Source organism: Paenibacillus lactis (assembly GCF_017873605.1).
In the GTDB taxonomy this organism is placed as follows: Bacteria; Bacillota; Bacilli; order Paenibacillales; family Paenibacillaceae; genus Paenibacillus_AQ; species Paenibacillus_AQ lactis.
On record NZ_JAGGKI010000002.1, the window covers coordinates 260,261 to 276,655 of the forward strand.

A 16,395-nucleotide genomic window follows, 5' to 3' on the forward strand; every position below is an offset into this window, starting at 1 on the left:
AGCCTCCTCTCTCGCATGCTGGAATCCGAGAGAGGAGGCTCTTTGGTCTGTTTATCCGGCATTTTTCGTCCCGGTGACGCTTTAGGTCGTTCCGTAAGTTTCGTGCATTTCCGCTCCGGTGAGCTTTAGGTCATTCGCAAGCGCCGTACATTATCGCTTGATCCTGCTTACGCACGGGGAGATGACGTGGAATCGCGCTCAATCAGCGTCGTAGGCAGCAGCAGCTCCATATACGGGGCCTCCGGCTGCTCCATCCGCCAGAACAGCTGCCGGATCGCGGTCTGACCGAATAGCGCCAGATCGACGGCCATCGTAGTCGTTTTCGGCGTTGCGAGCCTGGACAGCTGCCCGTTATCGAAGCTGACGATGGATATATCCGTCGGAACCTGATAACCCATATTCTGAACGGTCGAATTCACGATGAAGCCGAGACCGTCATTGACGCAAAACCAAGCGGTCGGCTGTTCCCCCATCGCCCCGATCCGCTTCTCCAAGAACTCCGGGTCCTCCAGCGCGTCCGAAACGATCCACTCCGGATTCACGATCAGCCCAAGCTCATGGTGGGCAAGATGGAAGCCCTCGAGCCGCTCGTAATAACTCGGCGAAAAGGAGGTGTTTCCGATAAAGCCCATTCGGGAATGCCCCAGCTCAGACAGGTACTTCACGGCCCGGTAAGCGCTAAAGCGGTTGTTCGTCAAAATGGCGTCCGCGTGCACGTCGGGATGATGATGATCGATCAGCACCGTAGGAATGCCGGTGTCTACCAGCTTATTCATATAGTCGGTGCTCAAGTGGGAGAGGATGAGAATGCCGTCGACTTCCCGTTGTTCAATGAAGGCCGGCAGCGCCTCTTCGTCCATCATTTGCTTGGATATCGATTGAATCTGCAAGCTTTTGCCCCTCTTCTGCACTTCCTTCTCGATCGTCAAGTAGATTTCCCCGAAGAAACCTCTCATGGAAAAGGCAAAGTCCGTCGCAACAAGCGCAATGCTGCCGGTTCCTCCCGTCTGTTCCGCCTGACCTGCGCTCCGCTTCCGGCTCCCCGTATACACGTAACCCAGTTCATCCGCCGTCCGGAAGATCAGCCTGCGCGTTTCCTCGCTTACCCCCGCCTTGCCGGACAAGGCCTGGGAAACTGAATTTTTCGAGATATTCAACCGGTCTGCGATATCCTGCATCGTAATTTTTGGCTTCGTCAAGGATAACGTTCCTTTCTCTTATATGAAGAATAGTAGCATCGCATCGAAATATTGGATTCTCATCCTACTATACCGAAAACCGATAGAGATTTGAAAGATTCGCCCAATAACATTACAATTAATATTGTAACGTTACAATAAATCATTGTAAAGCAAAACCGTTCTACACCTTCCGTCAATAAACGCACGAAATCTGATAATTTTCACAACTATATCGTTGACAAACCGAGTTTAAATCCATAATAATGTGGATATAGCGCTTTCAGTCATGTTATTAATCGAATTAAGTAACGTTACAAATCAATTTATTGTCATTCTCCCATTGGAAGTCATACGTAAATTAGGAGGACAGGTCAACATGAGGAAAAAGAGAATCGCCATGCTTCTTGCCATGACATTGGTAGGCGGCGCTGTGCTCACCGCTTGCGGAGGCGGCGGGAAAGCCGCTGACGGGACGACCACCGTAGAATTCTGGGCTGCCCCGAACCCGCCGCAGCAGGCCTTCTGGCAGGAGATGGCCAAGGAATACGAGAGCGTTAAGCCGGACGTGAAGATCAACGTCAGCCCGATCAAGGAATCGCCAAGCTCGGAAGCAAGCATCCAGGCAGCCATCGCAGGCGGCAATGCGCCGACGGTAGCCGAAAACATCAACCGCGGCTTCGCGGCCCAGCTGTCGAACAGCAAAGCGCTCATTCCTCTTGACGAGCTGCCCCAATTCCAAGAGATCGTCAGCTCCCGCAACATGAAGGGGACGATCAAGCCCTGGGTATTCGCCGACGGTCATCAGTACGTGCTGCCGATCTATTCCAATCCGATGCTGATCGGATGGCGCACCGACCTGCTCCGCGAAATCGGCTACAACGAGCCTCCCCGTACGTATGGCGAGATTTTGGATGCCACGAGCAAGCTGAAGGAGAAGCATCCGGATAAATTCATGTGGACGAAGGGCGCCGACCTGGCGGATCCGACCGCATGGAAGCGCTGGTTTGACTTCTTCCTGCTGTATAATGCAGCCTCGGACGGCAACAAGTTCGTCGAAGGAACCAGCCTGGTTGCGGATGACAAAGCCGGCGTCGAAGTGCTGAGCTTCGTCGATGAGCTGCGCCAAGCGGGCGGCATTTTGTCCCAGAACGCGACCGACCCGTTCGAGACCGGAGCCGGCGTATTCACCGATATCGGCCCTTGGACCTTCGATATGTGGAAGACGAAGTATCCGGAGCTTAAGTACGGCGAGAATTATGAATTGACGCTGCCTCCTGTTCCGGACGGCATGGACCCTGCGGATGCGAAGACTTATGCGGACGCCAAGGGCCTCGTCATCTTTCGGGGAGCACCGGAAGCATCCCGGCAAGCGGCAGCCGAGTTCCTGAAATGGGTGTATTCCAAGGAAGAGCATGACGTCAAATGGTTCGAGCAGACCAATCTGCCGCCTGCACGCGATGATTTGACGGAGCTGGAAGGCTTCAAGCAGATTCTCGCGGAGAAGCCGGAGCTTGCTCCTTACGCCGAAGCGGTGTCCAAGGGCGTGCCGGCGATGGACAATCCGAAGTTCAACGAGATTCAGACGCTCATCGGTCAAGAGGCGTTCAATAAAATCATCCGGGGTGAAACCGATCCGCAAACCGGCTGGGACAACATGAAGAAAGCGATTGAAGGTGAGCTTCAATCATGATCGATAAGCGAAATGATAAATTGGGCTGGATATTCTCCAGCCCCTACCTTATTTTCGGACTGGTGTTCTTCCTGGGGCCGCTCGTTTGGTCCCTCTATCTGTCCTTCACGGATTGGGATCTCATCGCTCCCGAATACGATTATGTAGGCCTCGACAACTTCCTGAAAGCCATGGCAACGCCGGGGGTTCAGGCTGCCTTCTGGGTCACCTACAAATTCATGATCATCTTCGTTCCTTTGGTCACGGCCATGTCGCTGGCCGTCGCCGTCGTCATCCAAGGCTTGCCCCGGTTCAAAAGCGTATACCTGATCGGGTTCTTCCTGCCGTATCTGTCCTCGGGGGTCGTCGCATCACTGATCGTGCAGGGCTTCCTGTCCTATAACAGTCCGGTCAACGAATTTCTGAGAGGGACGTTCGGCATCCAGATCGACTGGCTCGGCTCTCCTCTCTCGGCGCTGTTTATCGTCGGTTTGATTTTGGCTTGGAAATTTACGGGCTACTATGCGCTGATCCTGACGTCGGGGCTGGAAAGCATCGATCAGGAAATCTATGAAGCTGCGGCGATTGACGGGGTCTCGGACAGACAGCGGTTCTGGAAAATCACGCTGCCGCTCCTGTATCCTGCGCTGTATACGACGCTTATTCTCTCGTTCGGCGTTACCTTAGGCATCTTCACCGAGGTGTACCAGCTAACGGGCGGCGGTCCGAACTTCGCGACGAACACCTGGCAGATGGAAATTTTTAATCAAGCCTTTACGAATCTGCAAGCGGGATATGCTTCGGCGATCGCCATTCTGGCATCCCTGGTAACCTTCATCTCCATCTTCGCAATTCGCAAAGTGCTGGAAATGTGGGGGAAACGCAATGGTTGGGTCTAATAAAAATAACAAGCGGCGTCTTGCGGTCCGTTATGTCTTGGCAACCCTGCTGCTCCTGGTCATGGTCTATCCGTATCTGTACATGGTGCTCAATTCGTTCGCCGATTGGTCACAGGTGGACCGCCAGCTGCTTCCGAGCCAATACTCGCTTCAATCCTATGAATGGCTGCTGACCGGGGGCGAGGTCGGCATTGCCAGACCGTGGACGAACGCATTCCTGAACAGCGTAATCGTATCAGTCGCCTCCACCTTCTTGATGATGCTCTTCGGGATCATGGTGGCTTATGCCCTGTCCAAGATGAAGTTCCGAGGCCGGGACACCGTCAACAACTTCGTGCTCTTTCATATGTTCTTCCCGGCCATCATCCTGCTGATCCCCAACTTCCTGATTATTCAGAAGCTGGGGCTGTACGACACGTATTGGGCGATGATCATACCGAAGGCGGTCAGCCTGTGGGCCATCTTCATGTACACGAATTTCTTCAAGGCGATCCCGGATGCGTTCATCGAGGCGGCCAAGCTGGACGGCGCTTCAGACTTTAAAATTTTGTATAAAATCATGGTACCGATGTCCAAGTCCATTACCGCGGTCATCTTCCTGTTCCTGCTGATGGAACGGTGGACGGAGCTGCTCTGGGATATGATTGTTGCGCGCAGCGACAACATGCTGACGCTGAACGTGCTCCTGTCCCAGATGTTCGGGCCGTACGGCAGCTATCCCGGACCGCTGTATGCGGCATCCGTGCTGCTGACCGCGCCGATCATCATCCTGTTCATCATTTTCGGCAAGAAGTTCAAGGAAGGCATGCAGTTCAGCCTGAAATAAGGCCACTTGCTGCGGCCAAAACCCATCATTACGTTTACTGTCCAAGGAGGCATACTGCATTGACTATGAACCGTTCAACTATAAAAACATGCGAGATCCTGCTGCGCGAATACCAGGATAAGCCGAAAGGCGTCAATAACCCGGTGAAGCTGTCCTTCACCGGCGTTGGCGGCAAGGATGTGTATAACATTACGGCGCCGTTCACGCTGGGCGGGAAGACCATCCTCGCCGGCCGGGTGGAATCCCGGGACAGCGAGCGTTCGGAAATCCGCTTCTTTACCGAGCGCCCGGACAGCAGCTGGGCGCCTCTAAGCGGCGCTCCCGTCTTTATGCTGCAGGATCCGTTCTTCACCTTCATTCAAGGGGAGCTGATCCTCGGCGGTGTCGAAGTCTTCCCGCATCCCCTCAAGGCGGATGCGCCGCTGTGGCGGACGGTATTGTACAAGGGAAAAACGCTCCATGAGCTGACTCCGTTCTTCACCGGCCCCGACGCCATGAAGGATCTGCGCATCGCCGAGCTGCCCGGCGGGGAGATCGCGGTCTTTACCCGGCCGCAAGGAGCGAAAGGCGGCCGGGGCAAAATCGGGTACGCCGTCGCCTCCTCGCTGCGCGACCTGACCGTAGAGCTGGTCAACGAGGCCCCGCTGCTCGCGGACCAGTTCATCGACGCGGAATGGGGCGGTGCCAACGAGTTGCACCTGCTCAAGAACGGGCGGATCGGCGTACTCGGACACGTCGCCTGCTTCGATGACGCCGGAGACCGGCACTACTACCCGATGGTGTTCGCGCTCGACCCGGCTACGGGTGAGCATTCCGACATGGCCCTAATCGCAGTCCGGGCCGATTTCCTGCCGGGCGAAGCCAAACGTCCCGATCTCGCCGATGTCGTGTTTAGCGGCGGGCTCATGCGCAAGCCGGACGGAACGGCGGACCTCTACGCGGGAATCAGCGATGCCGAGGCGCAGCGAATCAGCATGCCCGATCCTTTCCTGCGATTTGAGTCCTGATGCCGTTGCTTTTTGACTGATGCTCGATTCCCGAAACAGCTGTTTTTCGGATCGCTACCCGAACTTGGACATGATTCATCTTCTTAATTATAAATCTGCTTAATGATTGGGGTTGCAGCTATGAATATATATCGTTATGAGGAGAACCCTCTGATCACGCCGGCCGACGTAAAGCCGTACCACGAGGGCTTCGAGGTGATTGGCGCCTTCAATGCAGGCGTTGCCGAATACAACGGTGAAGTGCTGCTGCTGCTGCGCATTGCGGAGCGTCCGGTGAGCAGCGACCCTCGCATCGTGAAGGCTCCCGTATACAACACCCGAACCCGGGAGCTCGACATTCTGGAATTCCGCACAGACGATGAACGCTATGATTTCTCCGATCCCCGGGTCATCCGCAACGTCCATCAAAGCGCATCGTTCGAGTATTTGACCTCTCTGTCTTATATTCGGCTGGCGCGCAGCAAGGACGGCCACCGCTTTACGATCGAGGATCAGCCGCTCGTGTATCCGGCCCAATGCCTTGAGACGTTCGGCATCGAGGACCCGCGGGTAACCCAGATCGAGGACACTTACTATATCTACTTCTCCGCCGTCTCCCCCGTCGGGATCGGGGAATCGATGGTGTCCACCAAGGACTTTGTCACCTTCACCCATCACGGCATGATTTTCGGGCCGGACAACAAGGACGTGCTGATCTTCCCGGAGAAAATCGGCGGCAAATACTATGCGCTTCATCGGCCGACCACCAAAAGCACCGGCAATCCGGAAATGTGGATTGCCGAATCCGACAATCTTGTGTATTGGGGCAACCACAAGCATCTTGCCGGACTCCGCGAAGGCATGTGGGACAGCGGCCGCATCGGCGGCGGGGCCGTTCCCATCCGTACGGAGAAGGGCTGGCTGGAGCTCTACCACGGCGCTACCAAGGAGCACCGCTATTGCATGGGCGCCTTGCTGCTGGATCCGAACGATCCGTCGAAAGTGATTGCCCGCTCGAGCCGCCCGATCATGGAGCCTGAAGCAGACTATGAGAAGAACGGATTTTTCGGCGACGTTGTGTTCTCCTGCGGTGCCCTTGTCCATGGGGACGTCGTGAAGATGTATTACGGCGTTGCCGATACGTCCATGGCTTGCGCCGAGCTGAGCCTTAGCGAGATTTTGGACAGCCTTGCCTATGAGTAATGCGCCGGCTCACCTATGAGTAACGCGCCGGATGACTGATGCACATGAAGCCGAGACCCGCTGAAGGTGGGGGCTCGGCTATTTTTTTACGGGATAAACCCTCTCCATAGAACCGGCAGATTCATCCTAAAAAATGACTATGGAAGCGCATTCGAATTGCGTTACAATAGAAGGCAAATGAATTCCATTTTGACGCTCCAGGTGCGCATGTGAACCCTTTCTATGAAATGCTCCCTGGAACCCTAAGGAGGAATCGACGGCATGATTCAAGGCATTGCCCATTTGGCTTTCGATGTGGCCGACATGGAGAAATCCCTGCACTTCTACTGCGGCATTCTCGGATTCACCCGCGCGTTCGATATTCCGGACGATCAGGGCCGGCCATGGATTGAGTACATTAAGGTCAGGGACGGACAATTCATCGAATTGTTCTACGGCGGCCGGAACAAGCCGGAGCGCGTGCAGCAGCCGATCGGCTTCTCGCATCTCTGCCTGGAGGTGCGGGATATCCATGAAATCGCCGAGCATCTCCGCAAGCATGGCGTCCCTCTCGACGTGGAGCCTGTGCAGGGCAAGGATCACAACTGGCAGTGCTGGGCCAAGGATCCTGACGGGAACCGGATCGAATTCATGCAGCTGGATCCGAAATCGCCTCAGATGAACTGCTAATGAATTTTTTTACAAAAGAGAACTCATTCCATGAGCCGGCATAGTGACGTACCGTCCTAGCAGTTGGCATAAACATCCGGAATCATCGACTCAATTAGAGCTCTTCCGCGGGAGTACGTTCCCTGCTGAACAGCTCTTTTTTTCTCCGCATAAATCCGGCTGTTCCCCTCCCTCCTAACCTCTTGCCAACTTCTGTTAATCCGGCTACAATAGAACCACCGTATTATTCAAATTTGAATAATATGAATCAATTTGCATATAAAAAAAGGAGCATACATATCATGAATGCACAGCAAAGCAACATCAAACTCGTTGTGGCCGGGCTGCTGCTCGGGATCTTCATGTCCGCAATCGATAATACGATTGTCGCCACGGCGTTATCCACCATCATTCGCGATCTGCAAGGATTCGATCAAGTGGTGTGGGTAACCTCGGTGTATATGGTTGCCGTCATGGCCGGTACGCCGATCTTCGGCAAGCTGTCCGACATGTATGGACGCAAGCGGTTCTTCATTTTCGGGCTTGTCGTCTTCCTTATCGGATCCGCCTTATGCGGAATGGCCGGAAGCATGACCCAGCTCATTATTTACCGGGCCATTCAGGGCATCGGGGGCGGCGCCCTCATGCCGATCGCCTTTACGATCGTGTTCGACCTGTTCCCGCCGGAGAAACGGGGGAAAATGACGGGTCTGCTCGGCGCCGTCTTCGGGACCTCGAGCATCATGGGGCCGCTTCTTGGCGCCTTCATCACCGACAGCATCGGCTGGGAATGGATTTTCTATGTCAACGTTCCGATCGGGATCGTATCCTTCATCTTCATTATGACGGCATACAAGGAATCCCCTGGGCACACCAAGCAGAAGATCGACTGGACGGGAGCGGCTACGCTCGTCGGCGCCATCATCTGCCTTATGTTCGGCCTCGAGCTCGGCGGCCAGACCTATCCTTGGGGCTCCCCGCAAATTCTGGGACTGTTCGCAGGCTTCCTCGTCCTATTCATCGTGTTTCTGTTTGCGGAGACCCGAGCAGCCGAGCCGATTATCTCGTTCAAGATGTTCCGCAAGCGTCTGTTCGCTTCAAGCAATCTCGTCGCCCTGTTCTATGGCGCAACCTTCATCGTGGCGACCATCTACATTCCGATCTTTGTCAGCGGCGTATACGGCGGCAGCGCCACCAATTCCGGGCTGATCCTGATGCCGATGATGCTTGGCAGCGTAGTCGGGAGCCAGCTGGGCGGCATGCTGACGACCCGTGCCGCATTCCGGAACATTATGATTCTGTCCGCGGTATGCTTTATCGCCGGGATCTTCTGCCTCAGCACCATCGGCCCGGATACCCCGCGTTATTTGCTGACGGTTTATATGGTATTGACGGGCTTTGGCGTCGGATTCTCCTTCTCCGTGCTCAGTATGGCCTCCATCCATAACTTTGACGCACGGCAGCGGGGCGCCGCCACGTCTACGAACTCCTTCCTCCGCTCCTTCGGAATGACGGTAGGGATTACGATATTCGGCATCATTCAGCGTAACGGCCTGAATAATCGTCTTGCCGATCTGGGCGGAAACGCCCCTGCCGGCGCCGACCTGAGCGCCGATGCCATTCTGTCGCCTGAGGTAATGAACCAGATGCCTCCTCAGGTGCGGGAGCAGATCATCGGCTCGCTGGCGGATTCCGTTGCAAGGACCTTTATGTGGGCCTTGGTGCCGGCCGTCCTCGCTCTTGTCTTCGTGCTCATGATGGGCAAAGAGCGGGTCATCGTACCTGGCAAGAAGGCCAAGAATGCGTAAGAGGGCATAAGCCTATGTCGATGAAGCTGGCCATTCTCGGACTGCTGCTGGAGGGCAACTACCACCCTTACGAAATCCACAGCATCATGAAGGACCGCGGCATGGACCAATACACCAAGCTCCAATTGGGCTCCCTATACTATGCCGTGGACCGGCTGGCCGAGGAGGGCTATATCGAAGCGGTAGAAACGATTCAGAGCGACAACCGGCCGGACAAAACCATTTACCGGATCACGAATGCCGGCCGCAAGCATTTTGAGCAGCTGCTGCTGAAGAAGTTCAGGGATATAGAGCCGGTGCATCACCCGCTCTATATCGCGCTCCCCTTCTCCCGACATGCGGATCCCGAAACCCTCGGCCCGATCCTTCAGGCCCGGATTCGGGATGCCGAGCATCGGGTCAATCAGGCGTATCAGTTGTATGTGGAGCACCGCGGCTTCGTTCCCCGAAGCACCCAGCATCTGATGGTCGGAATGTATGAGCACGCGAAGACTGATCTCAACTGGCTGAAACGGCTATATGCGGATGTGATCGATGGACGGCTCGGCATAAAGGGAGAGCCGCTGCCGCTTGATGAGGATGAACGATGATCGGACATTGAACGGATGTTAAAAATGACAAAGAGCGAGACGCCCCTGCCGGGCGGTCTCGCTCTTTTTTGTTTATTTTCAAATTTAGAACAGGAACTCGTCCGGATTGGAGCCAAAGCGCTTGTTCTCGTTCAAGCCGTCGATAGCTGCCATATCCTCGGAAGACAGCTCGAAATCGAAGATGTTGGCATTTTCGCGGATACGATGCTCTTTGATTGACTTCGGTATGACGATCACGCCGTTCTGAATATCCCAGCGCAGAATGACCTGCGCCGTCGTCTTGCCGTATTTCTCGGCGATCTGCGCCAGCACCGGATGATCCAGATTGCCCTGCATCAGCGGGCTCCAGGCTTCGAGCACGATGTTGTTCTCACGCGCATAGGCAAGCAGCTCCTTCTGGGAGAGCAGCGGATGCAGCTCGACCTGGTTCACGACCGGAACGACGCCCGTTTCCTCGATAATATGCTTCAGATGGCGGATTTGGAAGTTACTCACACCGATCGAGCGGACAAGCCCCTCTTTTTGCAGGTGAATAAGTGCCTTCCATGTCTCCAGATACTTATCTCTACCCGGCCAGTGAACCAGGTACAAATCCACGACTTCCAGACCCAGTTTCTTGCGGCTCGTTTCGAAAGCCTGCAGCGTCTTCTCGTAGCCCTGATCGTCGTTCCACACCTTGGTTGTAATGAACAGCTCGTCCCGAGAAACTCCGGATTCGCGAATGGCTTGTCCTACACCCTCTTCATTGCCGTAGATCGCAGCTGTATCGATCATGCGGTATCCGGCGGCAATGGCGGATTTTACGGACTGAATAACCTCTTCGCCTTCTTTGGTCTTCCATACGCCGAGGCCCAGCCAAGGCATCTTGACGCCGTCATTCAAAGTAGGTCCATCGGTAAAAACTTGATTGGCCATTCTGAAATCCCTCCTGATTATGTAATGTCATGCGGTTAGCGGCCGCTTCCTCCAGTATATCAAATTCCAAGTATCCCGCTCAACGTTAGTCGTTAACCGCCTCGGCCTAAGTGATTTCTAAACTTGCTTTAAACGGGATTTAAACTTGGACATGTACAATAGAGACAGCTAAGAACACAGGGAGGAATGCCGGATGGAAAAAATAACGCTGGTCATCGCGCTTGCTGCCCTTGCGGTTGCCGCGATCCTTTTTATAGGCAACATCTGGAACAACGGAATTGCATCCGCCTTTTCCATGAATGCCCGCGCCAAAAAATACGCCGTAGCGTCATTATGCATCTACGCCGTTTCCATCAGCTGCTTCGTGCTTCTCAGGAATATCTGACTTGGATAGGTCCTGGAGCTGAACGCGAAAAGGGCTGATCTCAAGGCAAATAGAAAATATGCCCCAAAGACCAGCCCCCGCTTTTGGATGAACACGCTGCCCAAACCCGTCAGTCAATATTTACGCATGAAGATGCCGAATGTCAGCAGGCCGCAAGCAACCATGAACAGATACGGACCTGCTGCAGCGCCCCGGATCGTTTCCCCTAAGAATTCGATCGTCCTGGACGACACGTACATGATGGTGAACAGCACGGCCAGCAGCGCGAAGCTGTATGCGATAATCTTGTTCATCCGCTTTTCTCGTACTACCTTCACGAACGGATAAATATAGCACACGATAAAAAACACCCCGCCCTGAAGAAACCCGTTCTCCGCGTCGATACCGATATCCAGCCAGTTGAAAAAGAAAGAGGCCAGCGCGAGGCAGGTGGCGATAAAAATGATTTTGCCGCCCAAATCCCATTCCATAAACCGAAGCTTCATTCATTACACTCCCCTAGCCCGCGTCCATCGCCGCAAAAGGGCGGATGAACCGTGGACTTCAACAAAGTCAGGGATAATTATACCGGATTTTGACCGGGGACGGTAGAGAAACTACACGTCCTTAGAGCTGTTCAGCCAAACGGTCTTGTCGGCTGCCGGCTGCCGCTTGCCTTGCTTCGGCTCCATATCCGGATATCCGATGTACAGGAAGCCGAGCATTTTCCCATTCGGGCTCAAGCCGAATGCTTCATTCATCAGGGCGTGGAAGCACGGCTCTCCCGTTCTCCATACAGCACCCAGACCAAGACCATGAATCTCAAGGAGCATGTTCTGAATGGCGGCGAATACCGCGCCGTACTCCTCAACCTCAATCACTTTAGGATCCGTTGAGGGCTCGACAGCAACCCCGATCACGACCGGGGCACGGTATGCCTTCGTGCGTCCCGACTCACGGGCGGCGGCGATCCCTTCTTCGCTGGTGTCGCCTGCACCTGCAGCTTGAATGTCGCCAAGAGCGTTACCGAGTATATCCCGGCCCTCGCCCTGCATCACAAAAAATCGCCAAGGCTCCGTCATTTTATGGTTCGGCGCCCAGGTGCCCGCCTCAATAATTCGTTCCAGCAGCTCCTGCGGCACGGCGTCAGGCTTTACTTTGCCGATACTGCGGCGCGTGCGGATCGCTTCACTTACGTTCATATCCTGTATCCTCCTAAGCATATTATCGATATTAGGCCTTCCTATGCGGCCGCATAGTAAGCAGATTCATTTCTCTTCAGAATCGGCTTACGCCGACTCCTAGTTCAGATTTTGCAAAATTCGATTTCAGCCGCTTCCGGGTACATTATATAGATGAACTAAACCATTTCGTTCTATATATTGCTAATTGAAAGTCGCTCTTTGGATTTTTGCAATATCCTCAATTGAGAGTCTATCTCAATTATACCAAAAAGAGAAGAGGCTCACGAATTGCCTGGGACGCTCCCGAGACGCATCCGGGTCAGGGCCGGAATGCGCAGGTAAAACGAGGATAAATTGACCGTCTGATAATTAATAGAGTGAATTCAACCTTAGCAGGAGGCAGCTCCCCCTTCATTTCTGTCATATATTCCTGATATCTTCGGTTTTGCATGAAAATTACCAGGTTAATTCTCTCGATTTTCATCTAGTAATTCATGCCATTATCTGGGATAATGAGCATTAATATATACTAGAATTGGAGGATGATTTATGACTGCAAAGAGACGGATGACCCCTGAGGATCTGTACCGGATGAGCTGGGTGAACGACCCGGTCGTATCTCCTGCCAGCGGCGCTATTGCCTATGTACATAAGACCGTTAATGAGAAAAAGGATGGCTACCGCACCCATATCCGGCTGTTTCCAGCCGGCGCGGATCGGGACATTCCGTTCACCGCGGGCGAAACGGATGGCGCCCCGGCTTGGTCGCCGGACGGTCAACAGCTTGCTTTCCTACGGAAAAAGGATGACAAGCCTCAAGTATGGACGATGCCGGCAAGCGGCGGCGAAGCTCGCCCCGTTACCGATTTGAAATATGGCGTCAGCGCCTTTAAGTGGTCGCCGGACAGCAAGATGCTGCTCGTGCGAAGCGAAGTGGCGGATGCCGCGCAAGAGAGCGGAGAAGAAGAATCGCAGGAGCAAGGCGGGAAGGATAAGCTGCCGGAAGAGAAAATCTACAACCGTATCCGATATAAAGCCGATGGCGCGGGATTGTGGAACGGACGCCGGTCTCATCTGCACCTCGTGGATCTTGCGGCCGAAGAAACCAAGCAGCTTACGGATGGCGAGTTCGATGTGCAGTCCTTTGCCTGGTCGCCGGACGGCACACGTATCGCTTATAGTGCCAGCACCGCTTCCGAGGCTTTTCCCGATCCGGACTTCCGACTGACGAACGATGTATTCGTAGCCGAGGCATCCGGCTCCAACGCCCGCCAAATTACGGATGGGTCGCTATCCATCGGAACGATCGCTTTCACGCCGGACGGCCGTCACATTCTCCTGCTCGCCAGTGATCTGTCCTGCGGATTCGCCACCCTCTCCAAGATTCATCTGGTTCCGCTAGCGGGTGGAGAATCCCGTATGCTCTTCCCGGACATGGATATCCAGCTGGGCCATGCGGCAGTCAGCGATATGCGTGCCGGCGCCGGCACGCCGCCGCTGTTCAGCAGAGACGGCCAATCGGTATATCTCCAGCTCAGCCAGGACGGCGGCGTGTACATCGGCCGTTTTGCACTGGACGGCTCCTCCTACGAGCTGGTCGTATCCGGGGAACGCGAGGTTTATCAATTCGCCCTGACTCCGGAAGAGAACATCGTATTCGCCGCAGCCGATTCCCTGCAGCCGGGCGATTTGTTCCTCTACTCGTCAGACAACGGCAGGGAGAAGCAGCTTACGGAGTGCAACAAGGAGCTGTGGGATGAGCTTGACCTCAGCAAGCCGGAGGTATTCACGTTCCGCACCTCCGACGGTTGGTCGATCCAAGGCTGGATCATGAAGCCGGTTGATTTCAGGGAAGGCTCGAAGGTTCCGGCGGTGCTTGAGATTCACGGGGGACCGCAGGCGATGTACGCGCACACGTTCATGCATGAATTCCAGCTGCTGGCTGCTGCCGGTTATGCGGTATTCTACACCAATCCCCGCGGCGGTCATGGATACGGTCAGGTTCACGTCAACACCGTCCGGGGAGACTATGGCGGCCGGGACTACCAGGACCTCATGGAAGCCGTGGATTATGTCCTGAATACCTATGATTACGTGGACGGCTCCCGTCTCGGCGTAACCGGCGGCAGCTACGGAGGCTTCATGACCAACTGGATCGTCGGCCATACCGACCGGTTCCAGGCGGCGGTCACGCAGCGCTCAATCTCGAACTGGATCTCCTTCTACGGCGTCAGCGATATCGGGTATACGTTCACGCATGACCAGATCTGGGGCAACCCGTGGGACGATCTGGAGAAGCTGTGGAAGCATTCCCCGCTCGCCTACGTGAAGAACGTGAATACCCCGCTCTTGATTCTGCATGGGGAGCAGGATCTTCGCTGTCCGATCGAGCAGGGCGAGCAGCTGTTTATCGCCTTGAAGAAGCTCGGCAGAAAGACACAGCTCATCCGCTTCCCTGGCGCTGACCATAATCTGTCCCGGAGCGGCCATCCGCATCTGCGGGTAAGACGTTTGAGCCACATCGTTCGCTGGTTTGAGGAGCATATCGAGCGTTAAGATCGATATCATCGGCTGCTTCGCCCCTAACTTCACAATGCCCCTTGCAATGTTCATTGGAATGCATCGCTTGCAAATGAACATTGCAGGGGCGTTTTTTTGTGTTCAAACAAAAAAAGTCCGCCAGGGATGCCCTGGCGGCAAGTGTATAAAATGGTGGAAGGAACTTCATAAGTTCAGTAGGATGACCGAGCCAACAGACAACAACGCGTTTACACTTCAGGCGTACCGTACGTTTCGAACCAGCCCTTGATCGTATTGAAATCGTCGGTAAAGGACAGGGAGAGCAGCAGCAGGATCCGTGCTTGCTGCGGGCTTAGGTTGTCGCCCGAAATAATGCCTTCTCCCCCGCCGTAGACGCTTCCCGAACCGGTGCGGGTGGTCGTTACGAACACAACGCCTTTCTCAATCGCCTCCTTTCGTGCGGCGCTCATCTCACGGGAGATGCCGCCGGCTCCGGTGCCTGCCGTGACGATGCCCTTCGCGCCGTCGGCGACAAAGCCCTTAATCGCGCCGCCCCCAGCTTGCTGGTAAGAGACCGCGATCTCCACCTTGGCGAGATCGGCTTTCGAAATTTTGCTCAGATCGAACACCGGCTTGCCCTCGCCGTCCGCCTTCGTTGCCCGAAGCGGTGCGCGGTAAATGCGGATATTCTCCTCATCAATGTAGCCGACGGCCCCGAGCATCGGCGTCTCGAACGTGTCCGTACGATAGTCGTTGGTTTTCGTGACGCCACGGGCCAGATGTATCGTGTCGTTCAGCATCAGCACCGTCCCGAACGAGGCGGTGCGTCCGCTGCCCGCCAGCTTGATGGCATTGTACAGGTTGGCCTGGGCATCGGAACCGATCACCGTCCACGGCCTCATCGCTCCTGTAATGACGACCGGCTTGTCGCTCTGCACGGTCAGATCAAGGAAATACGCGATTTCCTCCATCGTGTCCGTCCCGGTGGTTACCACCACGCTGTCATACGTCTCAAGCGCTTTGTCCACCGTCAGGGACAGGTCGTATAAGTCTTCCATCGTATAGGCGCTGGAGCCGGAGTTGCCGAACTGGAGCGCCGTTACATCGGCAACTTTATCCTTGTTCGGCAGCTCGCCGACCATATCCTCAATCGCCAGCGTTCCTGCTCTGTAGGACTGGAAGCTGGTCGCATCCGTCGACTGCCCGGCAATCGTGCCGCCTGTTCCGATGACGAGCACATTCGGACGCGTCGACTGTTTAGAAGCCTCGGACAACGGCGGAACCGTCGTATTCCGTCCCGGCGCCGCAGCTGTCGATGCAGATGCAGGCGTACTAACCGTCCCTTTGACCTCCGTTACCGTCTGGGCATATGCCGCATAGCTGCCGACCGGGGTTAACGAAATGACTAGTGCGGTTAAAGCTGCCGTGCTCCAGACGGCTATAGGGTGATTGGTTCTGGACTTCATGATCGCACGCTCCTCTGATGTCATATTTCCTAACTCAATACTATGTATTTATTGAGTTCATTCTATTTTATGTTAATTAATATCACAAACGATAAATTCCTTCAATTAAGCGATTACATCTAGTTAATTCATGGTT

The 16,395-nt window shown here is 54.8% G+C and carries 15 protein-coding genes; 10 read left to right on the top strand and 5 right to left on the bottom strand.

The annotated features are described in order from the left end of the window. Window positions 1-167: 167 nt before the first annotated feature. The gene (locus tag J2Z18_RS04140) at window positions 168-1,199 is read right to left on the bottom strand and encodes a LacI family DNA-binding transcriptional regulator (RefSeq protein ID WP_245255846.1); all 1,032 of its coding nucleotides are present in this window, start codon (window positions 1,197-1,199) and stop codon (window positions 168-170) included. 358 nt (window positions 1,200-1,557) lie between these two features. Between J2Z18_RS04140 and J2Z18_RS04145 the strand changes: the two genes are divergently transcribed. The 8 genes from J2Z18_RS04145 (at window position 1,558) to J2Z18_RS04180 (ending at window position 9,810) form a co-directional block, all read left to right on the top strand. Beyond that, on the top strand, window positions 1,558-2,871 hold the full coding sequence (locus tag J2Z18_RS04145) for an ABC transporter substrate-binding protein (protein WP_210094228.1): 1,314 nt from the start codon (window positions 1,558-1,560) through the stop codon (window positions 2,869-2,871). Then, window positions 2,871-3,749 (top strand): carbohydrate ABC transporter permease, encoded by an 879-nt coding sequence (locus tag J2Z18_RS04150; RefSeq protein ID WP_276824973.1) that lies wholly within the window; start codon window positions 2,871-2,873, stop codon window positions 3,747-3,749. Before J2Z18_RS04145 ends, J2Z18_RS04150 begins: the two co-directional genes overlap by 1 nt. Continuing rightward, entirely contained in the window at window positions 3,736-4,575 is an 840-nt protein-coding gene (locus tag J2Z18_RS04155) for a carbohydrate ABC transporter permease (RefSeq protein ID WP_210094230.1), read from the top strand. The genes J2Z18_RS04150 and J2Z18_RS04155 overlap by 14 nt, the downstream gene beginning before the upstream one ends. A gap of 59 nt (window positions 4,576-4,634) precedes the next feature. Then, window positions 4,635-5,582 carry an MTP-1 family protein gene (locus tag J2Z18_RS04160; RefSeq protein ID WP_007130549.1) on the top strand — a complete coding sequence of 316 codons (948 nt, stop codon included), beginning with the start codon at window positions 4,635-4,637 and terminating at the stop codon, window positions 5,580-5,582. Window positions 5,583-5,702: 120 nt separating this feature from the next. Next, window positions 5,703-6,764, top strand: a complete 1,062-nt coding sequence (locus J2Z18_RS04165) for a BtaManbiosPhlase (RefSeq protein ID WP_007130550.1) — start codon at window positions 5,703-5,705, stop codon at window positions 6,762-6,764. Window positions 6,765-7,025: 261 nt separating this feature from the next. Then, window positions 7,026-7,433, top strand: a complete 408-nt coding sequence (locus tag J2Z18_RS04170; protein WP_007130551.1) for a VOC family protein — start codon at window positions 7,026-7,028, stop codon at window positions 7,431-7,433. Between the two features lie 281 nt (window positions 7,434-7,714). Then, entirely contained in the window at window positions 7,715-9,220 is a 1,506-nt protein-coding gene (locus J2Z18_RS04175; protein ID WP_007130552.1) for an MDR family MFS transporter, read from the top strand. Window positions 9,221-9,234: 14 nt separating this feature from the next. Next, window positions 9,235-9,810, top strand: coding sequence for a PadR family transcriptional regulator (locus tag J2Z18_RS04180; RefSeq protein WP_028404724.1), 576 nt, complete (start codon window positions 9,235-9,237; stop codon window positions 9,808-9,810). An 84-nt stretch (window positions 9,811-9,894) separates the two neighbouring features. Here J2Z18_RS04180 and J2Z18_RS04185 read toward each other — a convergent pair whose 3' ends face one another. Then, window positions 9,895-10,725, bottom strand: coding sequence for an aldo/keto reductase (locus J2Z18_RS04185; protein WP_007130554.1), 831 nt, complete (start codon window positions 10,723-10,725; stop codon window positions 9,895-9,897). A gap of 193 nt (window positions 10,726-10,918) precedes the next feature. Here J2Z18_RS04185 and J2Z18_RS04190 point away from each other — a divergent pair, with 193 nt between their 5' ends. Then, the gene (locus J2Z18_RS04190) at window positions 10,919-11,110 is read left to right on the top strand and encodes a hypothetical protein (protein ID WP_028404723.1); all 192 of its coding nucleotides are present in this window, start codon (window positions 10,919-10,921) and stop codon (window positions 11,108-11,110) included. Between the two features lie 113 nt (window positions 11,111-11,223). Here J2Z18_RS04190 and J2Z18_RS04195 read toward each other — a convergent pair whose 3' ends face one another. Together J2Z18_RS04195 and J2Z18_RS04200 are read right to left on the bottom strand one after the other, a co-directional pair. Continuing rightward, window positions 11,224-11,595, bottom strand: coding sequence for a hypothetical protein (locus tag J2Z18_RS04195; protein WP_007130556.1), 372 nt, complete (start codon window positions 11,593-11,595; stop codon window positions 11,224-11,226). Between the two features lie 111 nt (window positions 11,596-11,706). After that, window positions 11,707-12,291 (bottom strand): nitroreductase family protein, encoded by a 585-nt coding sequence (locus J2Z18_RS04200; RefSeq protein ID WP_007130557.1) that lies wholly within the window; start codon window positions 12,289-12,291, stop codon window positions 11,707-11,709. 531 nt (window positions 12,292-12,822) lie between these two features. On the opposite strand from J2Z18_RS04200, the gene J2Z18_RS04205 reads away from it, so the two are divergent. Further along, a complete protein-coding gene (locus J2Z18_RS04205; RefSeq protein WP_028404722.1) occupies window positions 12,823-14,829 on the top strand; it encodes a S9 family peptidase in 2,007 nt (668 codons plus the stop codon). A gap of 212 nt (window positions 14,830-15,041) precedes the next feature. Here the strand turns inward: J2Z18_RS04205 and J2Z18_RS04210 are convergent, their stop codons facing one another. Next, the gene (locus J2Z18_RS04210; RefSeq protein WP_007130559.1) at window positions 15,042-16,259 is read right to left on the bottom strand and encodes an asparaginase; all 1,218 of its coding nucleotides are present in this window, start codon (window positions 16,257-16,259) and stop codon (window positions 15,042-15,044) included. Window positions 16,260-16,395: the final 136 nt, after the last annotated feature.

Coding starts and splice junctions, on each gene's coding strand:
- J2Z18_RS04145 (WP_210094228.1), top strand. CDS start 1,558: ATGAGGAAAAAGAGAATCGCCATGCTTCTTGCCATGACATTGGTAGGC.
- J2Z18_RS04155 (WP_210094230.1), top strand. CDS start 3,736: ATGGTTGGGTCTAATAAAAATAACAAGCGGCGTCTTGCGGTCCGTTAT.
- J2Z18_RS04165 (WP_007130550.1), top strand. CDS start 5,703: ATGAATATATATCGTTATGAGGAGAACCCTCTGATCACGCCGGCCGAC.
- J2Z18_RS04170 (WP_007130551.1), top strand. CDS start 7,026: ATGATTCAAGGCATTGCCCATTTGGCTTTCGATGTGGCCGACATGGAG.
- J2Z18_RS04175 (WP_007130552.1), top strand. CDS start 7,715: ATGAATGCACAGCAAAGCAACATCAAACTCGTTGTGGCCGGGCTGCTG.
- J2Z18_RS04180 (WP_028404724.1), top strand. CDS start 9,235: ATGTCGATGAAGCTGGCCATTCTCGGACTGCTGCTGGAGGGCAACTAC.
- J2Z18_RS04185 (WP_007130554.1), bottom strand. CDS start 10,725: ATGGCCAATCAAGTTTTTACCGATGGACCTACTTTGAATGACGGCGTC.
- J2Z18_RS04190 (WP_028404723.1), top strand. CDS start 10,919: ATGGAAAAAATAACGCTGGTCATCGCGCTTGCTGCCCTTGCGGTTGCC.
- J2Z18_RS04195 (WP_007130556.1), bottom strand. CDS start 11,595: ATGAAGCTTCGGTTTATGGAATGGGATTTGGGCGGCAAAATCATTTTT.
- J2Z18_RS04200 (WP_007130557.1), bottom strand. CDS start 12,291: ATGAACGTAAGTGAAGCGATCCGCACGCGCCGCAGTATCGGCAAAGTA.
- J2Z18_RS04205 (WP_028404722.1), top strand. CDS start 12,823: ATGACTGCAAAGAGACGGATGACCCCTGAGGATCTGTACCGGATGAGC.
- J2Z18_RS04210 (WP_007130559.1), bottom strand. CDS start 16,259: ATGAAGTCCAGAACCAATCACCCTATAGCCGTCTGGAGCACGGCAGCT.